This is a genomic window from Paraburkholderia fungorum (assembly GCF_003610895.1).
Taxonomy (GTDB): domain Bacteria; phylum Pseudomonadota; class Gammaproteobacteria; order Burkholderiales; family Burkholderiaceae; genus Paraburkholderia; species Paraburkholderia fungorum_B.
Genome location: NZ_MCAS01000045.1, coordinates 147,122 through 163,832, shown reverse-complemented (window position 1 = coordinate 163,832; position 16,711 = coordinate 147,122). Strand labels below are relative to the sequence as shown.

Below are 16,711 nucleotides of genomic sequence, written 5' to 3'. Positions count from 1 at the left end.
GGGACAGCCCGATTCCCGATTTCATTCCGCCGAAAGACGGTTCGAATCCCAATTCAGAACAGCGCCCACGGTTCGATGACTGCAACTTCGCAACCGGAGAAATCCTTCGCATTGCGCGTGGCCAGTGCGTCCCCTCTTGAACGCGCACAGGCTGCGATCACGACGTCGAACTGGCTGATCGGCCTGCCCCGCGTCTTTGCGCGTCACCGCAATACTTGCGTAGCTCCGCATCCATTCGCGAAAGCATCCTATCGGTGCAACATTTGCCCCACAGCGAGTTGGCGTCGATTGTCTCGCAACAAATCAAGAGTCTCTAGCCTGATTCGAACGGCACTGCGAGATACGCCATACTTTTGCATCAATCGTCCCGTTATGAAATCGTAATTTTGTATGTTGCACGGCTGGTCGTCCACGTACAGCGAGCCGAATCCTTTATCCGACACCCCGATTGTCTGTAGGAGTCTGTAAAAATCGGCAACGATTTGGGCGCGCGGCAACAGTATGCTGGAGGCCATGTAATTAGCTTGAAATTCGAGGCGCGAAATTGCCAAATCATCTAGGCCAGCACGGTGCAGAACGAAGTCGTCACTATCACAGGATTCGCTTACCAGATATCGGCCGTGGTCAAGGAAGTGGTGCGCCATCTCGTGGGCCAATGTGAACCGTTCTCGGCCTCGGTTTGGCTCCTGTTGCGCGTAGACATCAATGACTAGTGGATCAAACGTGATGCGCCCCAGTGCATGCGGCTCTGCGCCCGAATCGACCACCGGGTGGTTCAGTCGCAACTGCAGTCCAGATCTTTCAGCCTCTAGCTTGCAAATTTCTTGGAGCGCGACTTCACCATCGGCGTAGCCGATTCTCGATAGGACGGATGCGCCAATCTCTTCAATTGCTCCTTTTTCCACAAAGGCGACTTCTTCCAAGTCGCGTCGTAGGTTCTTGATTTCGCGTATAGCTACATCCAGCGCCAATATAAGGTCCGAAAAAGCATCTTCAATGAATTCCCACAACGAGTTAGTCAGCCGGCCGGGCGATTGAAAATAAAAATCGAACGATGAGCTTTTGAACGTTTCGTCGGAAAGTCCCCGCTCAACGTTCTCCTTAGAATCAGCGTTTCTTTGAACTGTCGTTGACGGTGAGCGTCTCAGTTCCCATTTGAAGTTTTCAGGCCCGAAATAGCGTGCAAGGCCAATTCGCTTAGCCTTCGCAAATTCGAGCGCCCCCCTTTGAAATGCCGCTGTACTGACGACCACAGCCTTTGCGTTCGCTGCTCCGACCTGTTGAACCTTTGTGAAGAATTCTTCGACATCATCAACCGGCACAGCGTGGGAGTATCGCTTACACTCGACGAGGAGCAGCATTGAATATTCCTGCGCCCCGGGAAAGTACACTTCGATTGCAATATCGAAAACAATTTCCGAACAGCGATCGCGCGAATAGTAGCCCTTTTTCGAAAAAAGCTTGCAGCAGTCTCTTTTAAATGGGAAGCGCTCAGCGTCTATTTCTGTTCGAAATAGTTCAAAAATACGTCTCTCGAACTCGTCGCCAGTCCGTGTTGTATTTTGCGGTGTGCTCATTTAACAGAATCGGAAGATAGATAGGACCGTTACGATCTTGTGTGGCGCGCCAATTCGAAGTCTAGGCGCAACTTTAGCCATTCTCTCTCGCGCCGGCAAATCTTACTTTTTGGCCCTGAACGTCGGTGATACACAAAGGAACTTCACCTTAGCGCGTGTATGAGATCTCAAACATGCAGACGTCCGTGGCGACGATAACGCTATGCTCCTTTACTGAACGCGGGCTCGCCTCGTAGCTTTCAGCGACAGTTGCATGCCCGTAAACTCGTGCGCCAATCGTTGATAAGCAAACAGCTAGCAACCGATTATATGGCGACAGACTGGCCGGGTGAGCACACACAATTGGGCGCGGTCCGATGTCCATCAAACGGATTGTTGCATCGGCAAATAGATATGCTCGAAAAACGGGAATCAACCTGCGAGGGTATGGTCATCGACGCAACGAGCCATCGCCAATCGCTAGGGCGCAGCCTCATTGATGACTCGTTCGAGATGACCGGCAGCGTCCAACAACGCGTCGAAGGCCGGGACGTCGCCAAAGACCATTCCCACCATTGCGGCATAGTCCCGGGCGAGCGCCTCGCGCATAGGCGCGCTCGGAGCCAAGGTAAAAGTGCCCGGCCGCGCTATTTCAAGCCCCAGATCAGTGCTGCCAAAAAAGAGCCTCGCGTGCTGGACACAGTCCGTAGCAAGTTCGCGATCCGCAAGCCACCCGGCTTCCGTAGCGACCTGAATGAGTTGATGCAAATCATAGTAGTGGCGTGAGACCCGCTGACCACCGTGCCGAAGTTCGGCACGCCGGTCGTGCCATTGCCTCAGTCCGTGAATGATCATGACCTTGTCCCAGAAGGTGCGTCTTGCCTCCACGGTGGTGATGTTCGGCACAGCCAGATCCAGCTCTGGCAGATCCTGATCAACGTATGGCGCGACGCTGGAAACGAGGTGCGGGTCGAGCGCCGACTTGGCTCCAGATTCGATTTTTACGGCCGAGCGGACGTAGTCTCCTGCTGCAGGCGTGACAGCGGGATACCAGAAAAGGAGACTCTGGCGATCCTGATCATCCGGATCCAACTCCAGCCGGAAGCGCCCGTCGCCAATCGCAGCAAGTGCGCACTGACTGAACTGATCCGACAAGGGGCCAGCGATATATGCCTGGCAGGCTTCCCGGATCGCATCGAGCCGCCCTCGACGCTTCTTTCCGCTCAACGTGTCAAGTTCGCCCGCATCCGCATGCTGACCAAGATCATCGCGGAAAACAGTTACATCGACGTCTTCCGAAAATCTCGTAATCAAACCAAATGCCTTCGATAGAGACGTGCCGCCCTTGAACAGCAGCCTCGGGCCGCCGGCGGGGAGCCCATTAAACAATGCGTCTAATGTCCAGCAGACCCAGAAGTCCTTCTCGACATTCTGCACCGCCGTCCCCAACCGGGTGGCAGCACGCAGGAAAAGGTCACGCCGGTCGAGATCAGAAGCAGCTATAACTTCCTGGTAAGCGTCGTTCAATCATTCACTCCCGTGTATTAGACGATTGCCCCGGCGTCGGTGCAGACTCCTGTTTCATCGAAGGTCCCCGTACAGGTGTCTGCGCGTCCGGTGGATCACAATCGAGCAGATCCCGCACGACATCCTGCATCCAGATGGGCATCATTCCTAGTCCACTTATAAGGTCCTCGCGAATAGCGTCTCCGTTTACCGGGTCAGCGAGAACACACCTCAACCGATCGAGTATGCGACCACGGTCGGAGGCCAGCATATCCTTGAGCCAGTGCAGGGCTTGCACCACTCGCATAGCCGGCCGTCCCGCCCAATAGAGCCGGCTCGGGGCAGTCTGCTTGAACTGGATATTCAGGTTCCCAAGCTGGACTCCGCGGCGCCGGGAATCCGTATGGACTATCACTCGGGCGGGCACAGCATCGGTCAGACCCAGGTCGTTTGCTGCGGTCATGCCATCGACCAGTACGCGCAATTGATCACGTCGGGCGATCGCGGCCACTACGGCGCGATAGTCCGGCGTAGTGAGACTTTTCGTCAGCCGATTCAGCGTCGGTCGATCATAGAGTCCCCGTTCAATTCGCCGCAACTCTCCTGCCACAACCATGCGCTGCAAAACCTTGTCGACCGCGTCGCGACTTCCCAGATCTGCGAAGTCGGACGGTCCCCAAACCTGGCCAGGCGCTGCGGAATCGATTAACGCTGAGATTCTGGATTTGAGATCGGGCATGAGGAATACTCCTTGTCCGATATTTGTATATTTTTTCCGGACAGAGCGCAAGTCATACGTCCGAAAAAAGATGACAAATTTCGGACAGATATACTTCCGGATACGCCCCAAAACCAATACAGCAGACGCTTCAGACATCAGTTGACGTTGCTCCGCACGCCCCGATTTTCATAGCAGACGTTTCAACACAACGATTTCGTTGTGTTACGATTGCATATCACCAGCAAAAAGGCTGCCCTATGATGCCTCCGCTCGACGCCACTACGGGCCTGCTCCCGCCGGGCATACATAACGCAGCATGGCCGGAATTTGTTCAATATTTTGGCACCAATAAACACCGCAGCGGCCTGATCCAGCTACTACTGCTACTGCTCGGCAATCTCGCCAGTGCCGGATGCACAAAGGTTTATGTCGATGGCAGCTTTGTGACCAGCAAGCTTCTGCCCTCGGACTACGACCTTTGCTGGGACCCCAGCGGCGTCGCCCCCAATCTCATTGATCCAGTGCTACTGGATTTCAGCAATGGCAGGAGCGCCATGAAACTCAAATATGGAGGCGACATCTTTGCCGCCTCTTGGGCGGAAGGGCAAAGTGGCAAAACGTTTCTTGACTTCTTCCAAATCGACAAGGCAACAGGCAATCCGAAAGGCATCGTGATGTTGATACCTCAGGAGGCAATATGATCAAGAACGATCGTCAGTACAAGATCACTGCTGCGCAGGCGCGAAAGTTCGAGCTCGCGATCAGTAATCTGCACAGATCGGATAGGCCTGCCGATCTTCACCCGCTTCTCTGGAAAGCCCAGCTCGATGCCCTGCAGAGTCAATACGACGAACTCTCCTCAGACTTGAAAGAATATGAAGTACTGAAATCTCACAGGCCATCACAGATCAACGCCGCAACACTCGAAGATCTGCCTGCCGCGCTGATCAGCGCCCGTATTGCGCTGGATCTGTCCCAGGCGGAGCTGGCCAGGCGCACAGGCCTGAAGGAACAGCAGATACAGCGTTACGAAGCAACCAACTATGAGTCAGCAACATTAACCCGACTTTCGGAAATTGCGAAGGCACTTGGCGTACGTGTGGCCGAGACAGTTTTTCTGCCTCAGGCACGGTTGGACCGCAGGAGCTTCCTCGATCGACTGTCGACGTCCGGCATTTCCGTTGACTGGTTGACCAGTCGGCTACTTCCGCCTGAACTGAGCACACCGGTAGACGAAGGCGAACAGACGGTTGAAGGTACGGATCCGTCTGTAGCACGGTCCATAAGTATCGTTGAACGTGTATTTGGATGGGATGCAGATCGCCTCATGGGCGTTGACGCCCTGAAACTACCCAGGGAGGCCGCGTCACTGGCGCGCTTCAAGGTACCCGCACACGCCGAGGGGAAAAAGCTAAGTGCTTATGTCGTCTACGCTCACTATCTGGCAATGGTTATCGCGAATGCCAGCCGGGATTTGCCTCTAAAGGAGCTCGACTGCAAACCAGCCTCATTCCTGTCAGCAATGAAAAAAACTGGCAAAAACCTGGATCTCGCGGGCGTAGTGGATTATCTCTGGGACGTGGGCGTGCCCGTTATTCCTCTGAATGACAGCGGCGCATTTCATGGCGCATGCTGGCGTGTATCAGGAAGAAACGTTATCGTCGTAAAACAGCGCTCATTGTTTGAGAGCCGTTGGCTCTTTGATCTTCTGCATGAGTATTTTCACAGTTGCCAGTCCGCAGGCGAATCCACCTTTGCATGGATTGAAGATGCTGACCTTACCTCAACACGGCGCGTGTCTGCTGAGGAGCAGGCTGCAAACCGGTTTGCAGCTGATGTACTGCTCGGGGAAAAGGCCGAAGTGCTGGTAGCTGAATGCGTTGATCTCGCCAATGGCAACGTGTCCTATCTGAAGCGCGCTGTAGTGGAAATTGCATCGCGCCATGACGTCTCCCAGGCGCATCTGGCTAACTATCTGGCATACCGGCTTTCGTTACAGAAAATCAACTGGTGGGGAGCGGCGGGTAATCTGCAACATCGAGAAAATGACCCCTATGTGATTGTTAGGGATGTATTCTTCAAACGGTTTGACTTTGCTCGGCTCGATGAGGTGGACAGACAATTGTTGCGGCGAGCACTAACGCCGTCGGAGAATCTGTGATGGATATGGAAATAACTCAAACGAACTTTGAACTGCCACCGCTAAAGGTCAAATGCACTGATGCAGACTGTAACCGCGAGCTTCACTGCTTCAAGTTCCTGAAACGGACGATGCCGGAAACGGATCATGGTGCCTGCAGGTATTGCGGCGTGAAACTTATTGACTGGGAACGTGTTCATGAGCGCGACGGCGGTGACGTCCAGCACACTTTCGATGAGCTCCAGCACGAGTACATCCGTCACCACTTCTGGCATAAGGCCATCGATGAAAAGGCAACACTCCATGCACGAAGAAAAGGACGCACGGCGCTAATCGCATCTGTCCGCCGACGCGTGGAAACGTCGGTCGGTCGTGCGACGCCCTACCGTGACGGCCAGCAAACGCCCATGGAGGGTAACGTTCTCTACTATGCGCAGCACGCGACGGCGTCATGCTGCCGCACTTGCATCGAATACTGGCATGGCATCCCGAAAGGTCGCGAACTGACCCATGATGAAATCGGTTATCTGACAGCGCTCATCATCCAGTTCCTCAACCGCCGGATTCCTGATCTACCCGCCGGTCCGGAGAAAATTCCGAGGAAACCGAAAAATGACAATTCATCCTCTGGCGCCGACGGGTCGGCACAACCCGCCAGCGATTGATACCGCCGGGACCGCACAAAAGTACCGATCGCGCATTCTCAACCTCGACACCAGGTCAATCCTTGTCTCGAGGCTCGATGACTCGGATCAGGCACGCGATCTCACTGTGCCCGCGAACTGTGGTGGCTTCGGTCGCATCCGGCACTTCAGGCGTGGCGACGGTCAACGTTGGCCATGCAACCCACTACCGATCGATCCGGCCTCGAGAGGTTTAGGGCTCCCACCTTCGGACGCCCTCGAGGCCCAGGTATTCCAGAACGCAGCCTGTGCATGGCGCTGCTGGTACTGCTTTGTCCCGTACAACCTGCTCAGCGCCGACGAGCGTCGCGCACGATGGATGACCGCGGACGACATGCTGGATCTTTTTCTCGCAGAACGTCAACAGCCTCGCGTCATCGATCTGACTGGCGGGTCCCCGGACCTGACTCCCGAATGGATTGCCTGGTTCATGGAGGCGATGGTCAAACGCGGCCTGGAGAAAGATTTTTATCTATGGTCGGATGACAACCTGAGCGCAGACTTTTTCTGGAATCTCGCTCCCGAACACAAGGAAATAATCGGCAGCTACCGGATGTATGGTCGGGTGACGTGCTTCAAGGGCTTCGACGCTGAATCCTTTGCATTCAACACAGCAGCCAGCTCCGATGAATTCGAGCGCCAACTCGCCCGGTTTTCTCGACTTGCCGGATCCCGGATCGACCTTTACGCCTACGTCACGCTGACCTCGCCGTACCGAGATGACCTCGAGACACGGATAGCGCAATTTGTCGACCGACTTTGCAGCATTCACGCAAACCTGCCCCTCCGAACCGTGCCACTGGAAATCCAGGCATTTTCTCCTGTCCTGCCGCGCCTGGACACGTCCCGTGAACAGGCGCTGGAGCAGCAGCAGCGCGCCATAACCGCCTGGAAAGAGGCCCTCCAGAAGCGCTATTCCTCCGAAGAGCTCGCCATGCCTATCACAGAGGTACGTCTTGACTGAAACGGACATCGAATATCGCGATTGGGCGCGCTCGCTTATCAACGACACCATATCCGCTGGAAGCGCGGACTTCGCCGAACTCGTTGAACAATTGCCCGGTATCTATCCAGGTTTCGTCCTCGAGACATTGAAACACATACAGTCAGGTCCGGGCGATCCGCATCACGACCAGGCCACCGCCCTCATTGCATCCGCCCAATCCTCCACGCCCAACGACGCAATCACCCGATTCGACAGGCTGCTACCACCCCACCCGCTTGACTTCGAATGGCGCTTTTCGGACACGGCCATCTCCCGCCTCGTGGACGAAGCCACGGTCCTCACACCATCAGCTGGTCGGGTCGCACTGGTTGCCACCCCCTCCATCGCGGTGTCGGAGATCAGGTCGACCTCAAACCTCGCGTTCTGGTATTTCGGCCGGGATGCCGATACGGTTTGTCAATCTCATGAAGCCCGGAATCTCGCGGGCAGTGCCGTTGTGGATCTCGGCAGGCGGACGGTTCCGGCTGTGGCGGCCGACACGGTTATAATTGACCCGCCCTGGTACGATGAGTACATGCTTCGGTTCATCTGGTTCTGCGCTGCTGTCTGCAATAGTGATGGTCACGTGCTGCTATCGCTTCCACCCGTGGGTACACGGCCTGGTATGCAGAGTGAATACGCCAGGTACCGGAAATGGTGGGAACTGGCGGGATTTACGGAGATGGGCCGTCGGCCGGGTTTCCTGCCGTACGCAAGCCCGCCCTTCGAACGTAACGCGTTGCGGGCTGCGGGCATCACCCATGTGCGCAGCGACTGGCGCAAGGCAGACCTCGTTATTCTCCGGCGCGTACGGAGCAGTACCTTTGACTGGCCGGGTGACATGGGGGAGGCGCACTGGAACGAAGTTTCATTCGGCCCTGTTCGCCTGCGGATTGACACAGCCGCTCCGCAACTGAGCGAGTCGACCGACCTCAGATCCGTCGTCGGCGGCGACGTACTGGCAAGTGTGAGTCGGCGTAGCGCCCTCAGGCAACTAGCGGCCGTCTGGACTTCCGGCAACAGGATTTTCGCGTGCGATGATCCGGGCACCCTACTTCGCCTCGCTGAGTGTCTAAAACTACGGCTGGGTGCGAAACGCGCCGCCGCGCTTGTCGGGCGACATATTGAACCTGTAAGACAGACGCTGACCCAACTATCTCGTCTGGTCCTCATTGAGCAACAAGAACTGGGTTATGAAAAATGGTAGGCAGTCGTTTTTTGACTTGCTATTGGATGTGTGCCAGACAGATCCGTTCTGGCCGGAATATCTGAAACGGCATGTATGCACCGCTCATCCAAAGGCGGCCGTACACGTTGCGATCTTCCAGGAGCCGTTCCTGCAGTGGGTCATTGACGGCAAGAAAACGGTTGAGTCACGCTTTTCCAGGAACGAGGTAGCCCCGTATGGAGCCATCGAAGACGGAGATATCGTACTACTGAAAGCGGTCGCGGGACCGGTGGTGGCGATTTCCAGGATTGCCTCCAACTGGTCATATCGCCTTTCCCCTCGAACCTTGCACACTATCCGGTCACGCTTCGGTGCATTGATTGGTGAAGTCGACGAATCCTTCTGGGACGCCCGCAAAGGCGCACGCTTTGCAACCTTGATGTCGCTGGATAACGTTTTGCCGATTCAGGCCATTCCGTACGCAAAAAGCGACCGACGCGGATGGGTTGTCGAGAAACGTCGCTTCGCCCAATTTGAGCTGGATCTATGAACCCAACAGTCATCTGCTTTGCCGGCCGCATCGGCTCGGGGAAGTCAAGCGTATCGCGGTCTTTCGCCGAACGCGCCCATTGGAAGTACGTGAGCTTTGGAGACTACGTTCGGTCTGTAGCACGCGAAAGAGGAAGTGATGCTGAAGATCGCTCTGTTCTGCAGGCCCTAGGCGCCGCCCTGATCGAAGTGCATGGCTGGCAGACCTTCTGCGAGAAGGTTGTCAGCCATTCCGGCTGGTCCGGCAACGAATCGCTAGTCGTAGACGGTATCCGACATATCGAGGCGTACACAGCCCTGCAGAAACTCGTTGCACCCCGTCGAACGGCACTTGCCTATCTGGACATACAGGAATCGTTGTTACGGGAAAGGCGGCTCCAGCGGCAGCTACCTGATCTTGGCTCCCTGGCGGAAACCCATTCTACAGAGATACAGGTAATTCAGAGTCTTCCTGGTCTGGCCGATATCCTCATCGACGCAGACCGTCCCGTCGAGGAAATTGTCGCCGATATCGTGACAAGCTTGGGGCTTAACTAAGGCTCCGTCCAGCCGGGGATTAAGTGGGTCCGACGCGGCGCTCCGTACGCTTCGGCGATGCTGTCTCCACGCCCCTTTCAACCTGCGTCGTCGAACCGTTCAAGGAGCGGCATCGACTGGATCACAACCGAAAGGGAACCACAACCGCCTTACGAGTTCAGGACCTTCACCGGTACGATCCATTTCTCATCTCGATGCGCGTGTCGACTGCACTGGCCTCACCGCACAAATGATCGGCGCTACTCGCCGGCCTCAAGCAGCCGTAACCGTCCGAGCGAAATCGTCGTCCACGTAGGACGCCGCTGCAAAGCTGAAAAGCTGCAAAGCAAGGCTAAGCGGCGTGGGTAGTCAGTTGCTCCGCGACGGCGCGCTGCAGGAGATCGCATCGCTGGCTTGATCGGATGGCCTGCAAAAATGGATGGCCTAACGCCACTGAGAGGCGGGCCTCGACGACTAAGCGCAGTTTTGCGCGGAACGCGCTCCCGATGTTTATCCAGAACTTTCTCGACGCGCCTGCCGACAGGTTTATTTCGATCCCCGAGTAATCCCCTGCGGCTAACCAGAAAGCCGGCTCCGTATTTCCAGAATACGGAGAATCTCTTCATAAAAATAAGTAGTGCATATCATATATCGAAACAAAATGTCAAATCAGACTGAACGAAATTGGATGGTACGGTTCGCGTTCTGGGCGAAACGGTATGCCAGGAATAATCCGATCGCCTCACTGGGCTTGCTCAGCGGGATAGTGGGCGGCGGAACGCTTTTCTGGTATTACATGCTGCTTGGCCAGATGCCAGATTTCACTCTACCGCAAACAACAGGGCTTTTCTCTGCGGCATTCCTCGCCGGGATTATCGTTATCGGTACCCTGGCGTTGACCTGCGTGGCACCTGCCGCCTCTGCAAGATATGCACTGGATGCAATGCTTCCGGAAAACCCGACTTCCTCGCATTTCTGGTTACCTGGCGAGGCGAGAGCAGAACAGGCAGCCAAAGTGACGTCGCGAATGCGGGCTGAGTTGCTGAGAGGTGACTTTGCGGTTGAACTCAGCACGCTTTCAGTACTGGCGTGGAGCGGCATCGGATTCCCGTCTCTCGCAGATTTTTTCTGGCCGAGTGATCCGGGGCTCGTGATGGCGATTTACGCAGTCGCGGTGTTTGCCCTGCTCACATTGGTATTCGCAGGCGCCCACTTGGGCAGAAAACCCAGAATCGCACTTCGAATGCTCGTCGTATTCGGGCTCTGCGCCATTGCGACGCTGTTTCTCCTTCATAAAGCCGGCCTTGATTCAGCGACTCCGCTGCTTTCGTTCAGTGTTCCAGGAGGTACGATTCCTGACATAGCTGGACCCTCTGTATCCGGACAGTTCCTGCGTGTCCACGTTTATGTGCTCGCTCTGTCGCTTGCTGCTATGGCAACGGGGATTCTTTCATACGCTGCAATCCTGGCTGAGCGTCGCCGCATATGGCGCGACACCATTTCGGGTCCACTGCGCCCCAAACTGCCCCCCTCCATGTTCACCATACGCCTGTGCTTGACACTGATCTACGTCGCCTTCAGTTTTTCTCCGTTGATGCTCGCACTTGAATTTGCGAAGCTGAATGGACCGGCGCACGCGATCCGAACGCTGGGCACGATAGTCCTGTACCTCGCGGTCTTCAATCTTGCTTTTTTCTCAATGGCAAGCATGAAGCGTGATTTCTTCAAGACGTGTCTGATCGCCGTCGGATTCTTTGCAGTTACGGTAATGGTGCCCACGCAACGTCCAACGGTCATTCCGACGGGGGTCGTGTTTGCGCTGGGTTTAGGCAATTTCCACTCCTCCGCGATTCTGCTGTCCTCCCTCCAGTGTCCCCGCCTCGCCATGTACGGAATCGAATGCGAAGCCAAAAAGGACGATGCCATCGTCGTGACAAATGTCAACGTCCTGAACAGGCTGGGATCGACAGCCACACTGGAACTCCAGATCCGGCGTCAAGGACCCGACATCGACAGGGCGCTGAACACCGCCGGACTTGCGGTTTCCGCCGATCTGTCGGATCCTTCAGCGACCCTCAGCCCGAAACCGGTTCTCCTGACCCAGGAGCAATCGGTTCGTGACTTTATAAACGGAAATCCGAAGCAACGCATCATCGCGGCGCGGCAGTGTGACGATTCAATCGCCAGCTGGTTACAGTCGCCTTGGGAAGCCGACAAGACCCGGCTCGCGAGCCGGAACAAGTATGTCCGCCTATGGTGCGTGACGGTCAATGTACCTGCGGATCAACTGCTTGACTTCGACAAGGACGGGATCCGTTCATACAAGGATGGCTATTCCGAATTTATCGGCACACGGCCCTCCACAAAGACCTGAGCCTATTCCCACGTTAACGACAACATAAGGCCGGCCGACAAGAAAAGCCGTCCGGAACACGAATCGGCGCAGGATACGCGGATTGCATCGGCTCCCCGACAATCCGGGATCGGACCCGGACCGCCAGCGTCATTCGCTGCGGAAAAGCCGCGCGAAACATGTTGCAGGACTTAACCAGCACGCCCTGCCATGCTCTTTTTGCGGCCGGCCTCCGGATCCTGCGCGTGCCGTAGAATGCGCAAACGGACTGAAAACGATTCTATGGCACCGACTCCAAAGCCACGCAAGTCAAGACAACCTGGTGGCAGACGGCCGATGACGCGGGACATGTTGCTGCCGCTCCCGGCGACGATCTGGCGTCGCCGCTCACTCGAACACCATCTGGCGTTTGCCGCGTTGCGCTCGGGAAACTGCAATATCGAACTGATCGGCCGGCTGTTCAGGACCGTGTACCTCGCCTATTTCATTCACGAAACGTTGAATGGCCGTCGCTCCCTCGCGGCTTTCCGTATCTCCGAGGCGGCACTGCACGCTATCGCCGCGCGCATCAAGGCCGCAGGCGACTGGTCGCTGCCTGAAGCTGACGGGCGAACCCTTGCACACGTTCTGTCGCTGCACGACGAACAGCTCTCGATGCTCCCCTCGCATCGGATTGCACAGGCCGATGAACAGTTGAACATTTTTCTTGCCAACGACGCGCTGTCGCCGATCGCGCCAGATAACGCTCACAATGCCTGAATCGCTGGGAGCCCGACGCACACGTCGGGCCATAGTCGGACGTCCAGGAAAAAGAACTCGCGCGGCGCCGCCCTTTACACAATAACTTCGTTGATAAATCGAGCACCTCGCCAGACTGATGGACACCCTGCTTCGTGAGACCAGTCAGGGTGGTACGGCTATATGGACAGGCGATCTGCCCGCGCTTCCTCAGGTAACAGATCTTTGCGAACGAGTCATTTCCCCGGTGTGGGCACCGCACATGGGAGCAGGGCGAGCACTGATCGCGCATCGCTCCTCGGGAGTCCTCTATGTGCACGTCGGCATCGTGCGGTGGCTCCGTAGCGATGCGCCAGGGCAACACCGTGCAAAGCCAGACTTCCGACCCGGAACTTTCCCTGACAATCCAGAGCCCCGTCTCTCTGCATTCACCGGAAGCCCAAGGCTCGATCGCCAATCATCGCGCCAACTGCTGATAGAATCAGTCGCACAGAAAATATCCGTCGGAGCGCGGCTGATCATGGAGTACCGAGTCAGTTTTGAGCACAGTCTGGCAAGCGCCCCCAACGACTTTATCGCGCGTATCACCTCGCATCGGGTCGACGACGTCCCCGCGAACATTCCGCGCGCCCTGCTCCCCGAATTCATCGCAGATCTGATCCTGAAACGATCACCCCAGATTGGCAGGATCCGTGACCTGAGGATACTGTAGCGCTTCCCGGCCAGACGCAACTGTTTCGCAGCCCGGTTCACGCCACACAGCTGTTTCCCCTGCCATCGTCGGCGTTGACGTAGCTAACGCGCTGCACCGGTTGCAACGGAAATTTCGGTCGTGCAATCTATGTTCCTTCCGCGGGTCGATTACGTCGGCCCCCGCAACCGTATCGACGATGCCGCTAATGAACGCCCCTGATGCCTTCTCGTTGAAACCTGCCAATGTCCTGCGTCATCGCTGCCGGATTACTGTGCGGCGGTCGCCCGTTCACGGCAAAGGGGTGTTCGCGACCTGCGCGCTTGTGGCCGGCGAACTCGTCTGCGAGTACCTGGGCGAACGGATCTCCTGGGGCGAGGCCGTGCTCCGTCACCCGCGCGATCCCGCACAGCCGGATCACACCTTCTACTTCGATGTCGGTAACGGTACCGTCATCGACGGGGCAATCGGCGGTAACAGTGCTAGATGGATCAACCATGCATGTCGCCCCAACTGCGAAGCCGAGGACCGCGATGGCCGGATCTTCATTCGCACTGTGGAGCCAGTGCCGGCCGGCAAAGAACTGAGCATCGACTATGCGCTCTTCGTGGAAGGACGGCACACCCGTCAGCTTCGGGAGCGGTACGCCTGCCACTGCGGCGCGCCGGACTGCCGGGGAACCATGCTGGCCAAACGGGGAAGGCAGTCAGGGAAAGAGCATATTTCAGCGCCTGACCGTAGGGTGGTCGAGGGCAGTGTGGATGCGGACGTGACAGCACGAGCCGCAATCCACATTCGAACGACTATCGCGGACACACTGATCGACGCATAGCAGGAAGCCCCCAATGCTGCTTCGTCGTGGCGCAGGGGAATTCACAGGGCGTCGTGCCCGGCGTGAAACTCCCGTGCAACGGCCGGGCAACACCGGGGAGAACAGCGGCACCTCCAGCATGAGCATGGTCGACACCGACCGATCTCGTCCAGCTTCCTGCCTGGGCGCGGGTCAGGAAAACCCGTCTCGCACACGGGCTGCGCTTCGCACAGCCCTCCCGATAGCTCACACCCGTGCGGGCGATGCGTCTGGTTCCCGATCTGCTAAACCTCGAGCGTCAAAGACGTCATCACCATCTGCCCGAACGCCGCAAGGATCTGCGCCAGCGCGCGAACCAGGTCGGTCGCTCTAGGCCGCATCCGTGTGCACGCGTGAGCAGTCGGCGTGGGATCTCCGGTCTGCTCACTGTTCAGGCCACTACTTCGCAAAGGCCCCAGCGCGTCTCGATGATCGCGCCCACCCGTACGGCCTGCGCGCCCACCGATCGCGCGCGAAATGTCACGGTGGCGCCCTGCGCATGCGCGAAGGGTCCAATCTCGACCACCACGAGTTCGTGGCCCCGGAACGTGATGCGCGATCCGGTGAACGCGCTGGTTCGTGAACGCCCGGGTGCGGGGCCATGCGGCTTCGATGTGGCATCCCGGTCATTCATGCTCAAACCCGCGAGCAGTTCAACATCGGCTGGCAAAGGCATCGGTCATAACGGTCTGTTCTCAAGTCCGGCATTCTAGCAACGATGTGGGCGATGCCGGTGCTGCCGGCAGGTACCGGCGTGGGCATAGGCTATCCGTCGTGCATACCTTGAAGACCTCGCCGCAAGGGGCGTGTCCAGCCTGACGTCGCCACCGCCTGTCATGGCGTTGTCCTCAACGGCCAGTGTCAGTAGTTCGGTGCAGCAGGCTGTGTCATCGCAGTCCTGAAGCCCTCTCCGGGCGCCCCCACGCTGCGCTGCGGGCGGGCTTTCGTGCTTCGCACCAGGCCGCCGGCGGCGTCCCGGCCCTCCCGGGCTTCAATCCCTGGCGCAAACCCTCAGCCCCCGACAACCAACACCTTTACCCCCAGTCAGGTGAAGGCCGCACGCGGCCTCCACATTCGCGCTCGCCGCGCGGCGGCTCATCCCGGTCAAACCCGACGCTTCGCATCCACCAGTCTCCTGTGTTCCCGCCCGACAACCCGCGACCGTAGCCGATGGCGGGCAAACGTCAAGGGGCGAGGGACCGTGTTGCCCGCACCCCTCCCTCGCCTTTTTTCCTTGACGTTTGCCCGCCACCGGCTCCTTGAGTCGCACGGGCGCGAACTCAGGAGACTGGCGGCGATAAAGCCAACCCCCGGGTTCCACCAGGACGAGCCCAACCCCTACAACGGGGCGGAATCTTGGAGCCCGGTCAGCGCAACACCGATCAACCTTTTTTGTTGTGGAGAGTGCCATGCAACTCGCTTCCTCTTTCCGTTACGGCTCGCCGATGCTCCGCTCCGACTCGCCCCTGTCGGATGACCAGATCCGCCGCGTCGCCCCGTCCATCTTCGCGGACGGCAAGCATCAAAGCCGCTCCGAGCGCTACACCTACATCCCCACCATCGACGTGCTGCGCGGCCTGCGCAACGAAGGCTTCCAGCCGTTCATGGTCTGCCAGACCCGCGTGCGCGATCAGGACAAGCGCGAGTTCACAAAACATCTGATCCGCATGCGCCCTGCGAACGAGATTACCGGCGAGGACGTCAACGAGATCATCCTGCTCAATTCGCACGATGGCACCAGCAGCTATCAAATGCTCGGTGGTGTCTACAGATTTGTTTGCCAGAACGGCATGGTCGCGGGCGAAACCGTCGGCGAAATACGCGTTCCCCACAAGGGCTCCATTGTGCAGAACGTCATCAACGGCGCGTTCGATGTGCTCGACGGATTCGACCTGATCCGCGAACAGAAGGACGGCATGCGCGCCGTGACGCTCACCCGCGACGAACAGCAGGCGCTCGCCCGCTCCGCCCTCGCGCTGCGCTACGACCCTACCGACGCGGAAGCGCCCGCCCCCATCACCGAAAGCCAGCTTCTGAACGTGCGCCGCTTTGAGGACCGCCGCGACGATCTCTGGACCGTTTTTAACCGGATTCAGGAATCGCTAACCAAGGGTGGCCTCCACGGACGCTCGCGCAGCGGACGCTCCATGTCCACCCGCCCCATCACCGGCATCGACCAGAACGTGAAACTGAACCGCGCGCTGTGGATGCTCGCGGAAGCGATGCGCCAGATGAAGGCGTAACCACGGCACGGG

16 protein-coding genes are annotated in these 16,711 nt (G+C 57.6%); 12 read left to right on the top strand and 4 right to left on the bottom strand.

What is annotated here, in order from left to right:
- Window positions 1-248: 248 nt before the first annotated feature.
- The 3 genes from BCY88_RS31930 to BCY88_RS31920 all read right to left on the bottom strand — a co-directional run bounded on the left by BCY88_RS31930 (window position 249) and on the right by BCY88_RS31920 (window position 3,801).
- Window positions 249-1,577, bottom strand: a complete 1,329-nt coding sequence (locus BCY88_RS31930) for an ImmA/IrrE family metallo-endopeptidase (RefSeq protein WP_120348115.1) — start codon at window positions 1,575-1,577, stop codon at window positions 249-251.
- A gap of 459 nt (window positions 1,578-2,036) precedes the next feature.
- Window positions 2,037-3,083, bottom strand: coding sequence for a nucleotidyl transferase AbiEii/AbiGii toxin family protein (locus tag BCY88_RS31925; protein WP_120348114.1), 1,047 nt, complete (start codon window positions 3,081-3,083; stop codon window positions 2,037-2,039).
- A gap of 4 nt (window positions 3,084-3,087) precedes the next feature.
- The gene (locus BCY88_RS31920; protein WP_220669708.1) at window positions 3,088-3,801 is read right to left on the bottom strand and encodes a DUF6088 family protein; all 714 of its coding nucleotides are present in this window, start codon (window positions 3,799-3,801) and stop codon (window positions 3,088-3,090) included.
- 239 nt (window positions 3,802-4,040) lie between these two features.
- Here BCY88_RS31920 and BCY88_RS31915 point away from each other — a divergent pair, with 239 nt between their 5' ends.
- The 11 genes from BCY88_RS31915 to BCY88_RS31865 all read left to right on the top strand — a co-directional run bounded on the left by BCY88_RS31915 (window position 4,041) and on the right by BCY88_RS31865 (window position 14,438).
- Window positions 4,041-4,484, top strand: coding sequence for a DUF6932 family protein (locus BCY88_RS31915; RefSeq protein ID WP_120348113.1), 444 nt, complete (start codon window positions 4,041-4,043; stop codon window positions 4,482-4,484).
- Window positions 4,481-5,944 carry a helix-turn-helix domain-containing protein gene (locus BCY88_RS31910; RefSeq protein ID WP_120348112.1) on the top strand — a complete coding sequence of 488 codons (1,464 nt, stop codon included), beginning with the start codon at window positions 4,481-4,483 and terminating at the stop codon, window positions 5,942-5,944. Before BCY88_RS31915 ends, BCY88_RS31910 begins: the two co-directional genes overlap by 4 nt.
- A complete protein-coding gene (locus BCY88_RS31905) occupies window positions 5,944-6,588 on the top strand; it encodes a DUF4186 family protein (RefSeq protein ID WP_220669707.1) in 645 nt (214 codons plus the stop codon). The genes BCY88_RS31910 and BCY88_RS31905 overlap by 1 nt, the downstream gene beginning before the upstream one ends.
- Entirely contained in the window at window positions 6,536-7,570 is a 1,035-nt protein-coding gene (locus tag BCY88_RS31900) for a radical SAM protein (RefSeq protein WP_120348111.1), read from the top strand. The genes BCY88_RS31905 and BCY88_RS31900 overlap by 53 nt, the downstream gene beginning before the upstream one ends.
- Window positions 7,563-8,798: a hypothetical protein gene (locus BCY88_RS31895; RefSeq protein WP_120348110.1), complete on the top strand. Its 1,236-nt coding sequence runs from the start codon at window positions 7,563-7,565 to the stop codon at window positions 8,796-8,798. Before BCY88_RS31900 ends, BCY88_RS31895 begins: the two co-directional genes overlap by 8 nt.
- Entirely contained in the window at window positions 8,785-9,309 is a 525-nt protein-coding gene (locus BCY88_RS31890; RefSeq protein WP_120348109.1) for an ASCH domain-containing protein, read from the top strand. Before BCY88_RS31895 ends, BCY88_RS31890 begins: the two co-directional genes overlap by 14 nt.
- Complete coding sequence (locus tag BCY88_RS31885; protein ID WP_120348108.1) at window positions 9,306-9,845, top strand: AAA family ATPase; 540 nt, start codon at window positions 9,306-9,308, stop codon at window positions 9,843-9,845. The genes BCY88_RS31890 and BCY88_RS31885 overlap by 4 nt, the downstream gene beginning before the upstream one ends.
- Window positions 9,846-10,485: 640 nt before the next feature.
- Window positions 10,486-12,198 (top strand): hypothetical protein, encoded by a 1,713-nt coding sequence (locus BCY88_RS31880; protein ID WP_147408588.1) that lies wholly within the window; start codon window positions 10,486-10,488, stop codon window positions 12,196-12,198.
- 327 nt (window positions 12,199-12,525) lie between these two features.
- Window positions 12,526-12,936 (top strand): hypothetical protein, encoded by a 411-nt coding sequence (locus tag BCY88_RS31875; RefSeq protein ID WP_147408587.1) that lies wholly within the window; start codon window positions 12,526-12,528, stop codon window positions 12,934-12,936.
- A gap of 499 nt (window positions 12,937-13,435) precedes the next feature.
- Complete coding sequence (locus BCY88_RS40570) at window positions 13,436-13,627, top strand: hypothetical protein (RefSeq protein WP_120348105.1); 192 nt, start codon at window positions 13,436-13,438, stop codon at window positions 13,625-13,627.
- A gap of 187 nt (window positions 13,628-13,814) precedes the next feature.
- The gene (locus BCY88_RS31865; protein ID WP_120348245.1) at window positions 13,815-14,438 is read left to right on the top strand and encodes an SET domain-containing protein; all 624 of its coding nucleotides are present in this window, start codon (window positions 13,815-13,817) and stop codon (window positions 14,436-14,438) included.
- A gap of 409 nt (window positions 14,439-14,847) precedes the next feature.
- On the opposite strand, the gene BCY88_RS31860 is transcribed toward BCY88_RS31865, so the two are convergent.
- Window positions 14,848-15,090, bottom strand: coding sequence for a hypothetical protein (locus tag BCY88_RS31860; RefSeq protein ID WP_147408586.1), 243 nt, complete (start codon window positions 15,088-15,090; stop codon window positions 14,848-14,850).
- Between the two features lie 775 nt (window positions 15,091-15,865).
- Between BCY88_RS31860 and BCY88_RS31855 the strand changes: the two genes are divergently transcribed.
- Window positions 15,866-16,699: a DUF932 domain-containing protein gene (locus BCY88_RS31855; RefSeq protein ID WP_120348103.1), complete on the top strand. Its 834-nt coding sequence runs from the start codon at window positions 15,866-15,868 to the stop codon at window positions 16,697-16,699.
- Window positions 16,700-16,711: the final 12 nt, after the last annotated feature.